1 pseudogene is annotated in these 898 nt (G+C 67.9%); it reads right to left on the bottom strand.

Annotated features, from left to right (window positions below):
- A pseudogene (locus tag ETD86_RS54545) lies at positions 1-503 on the bottom strand (dual-specificity RNA methyltransferase RlmN); the annotation flags it as partial.
- Between the last annotated feature and the right edge of the window lie 395 nt (positions 504-898).

Raw genomic sequence — 898 nt, forward strand, 5'->3', positions numbered from 1 at the left:
GGCACCTCACCGGCCGCCAGCGCCCGCGCGCCCGCCACGACCTGATCGACGATCTCGGCCGTGGACATGTTGCGGGTCAGGCCCGCCTGGCCGGTGGCACAGAACGGGCAGTTCATGCCACAGCCGGCCTGCGACGACACGCACATCGTGACGCGATCGGGGTAACGCATGAGCACCGACTCGACCAGCGCCCCGTCGAACAGCCGCCACAACGTCTTACGCGTGGTGCCGCCGTCGGTGGTCAGCTCCTTGACCGAGGTGAGCAGGGTCGGCAGCAGCGCCGACAACTTCTCACGGGAGGCCGCGGGCAGGTCGGTCATCGCGCCGACGTCGGTGGTGAGGCGTTCGAAGTAGTGGCGCGAGAGCTGGTCGGCACGGAACGCCTTCTCGCCCAGCTCGGTCACCGCGGCCCGCCGGTCGGCCATCGACAGGTCGGCCAGGTGCCGTGCGGGCTTGGCCCGGCGCGGCGCGACGAAGGTGAGCTGACCTGGGGGCTGGGACACGTTACTGCCTCACTGCCTTGCTTTGGAGGGTTTCCGACCAGGGTAATGAACGTTCGGATCGGAGGTGGCATTCCTGGCGAAGGAGAAGCCTGCCAAGCAGGCCGTCGCCACGGTCTCCACCAGGTACGAGAGGAGGGCGGCAGTCTGATTGTGCAGGTTTCTCATTCGATCACCCCACCGCTCGCATCATGGTCTCCGCCGGATCTACAGTGCTCACGTATGGCGATTTTTCGGTCGGCATCAGGCGAGGGTGGCGCCGAGGTCGTTCTCGCCGCCGGCAGCCCGTACGGCAGCCGGACGCTCGTGATCGAGCGGGACGAGGACTCCTCGGTAGCTTACCTGTGCTCACCGGACGGAACGGTCCACGGCGCCGTCTGGCTGGCCAACCACCGCCC

This window comes from Nonomuraea turkmeniaca (genome assembly GCF_005889735.1).
Classification (GTDB): Bacteria; Actinomycetota; Actinomycetes; order Streptosporangiales; family Streptosporangiaceae; genus Nonomuraea; species Nonomuraea turkmeniaca.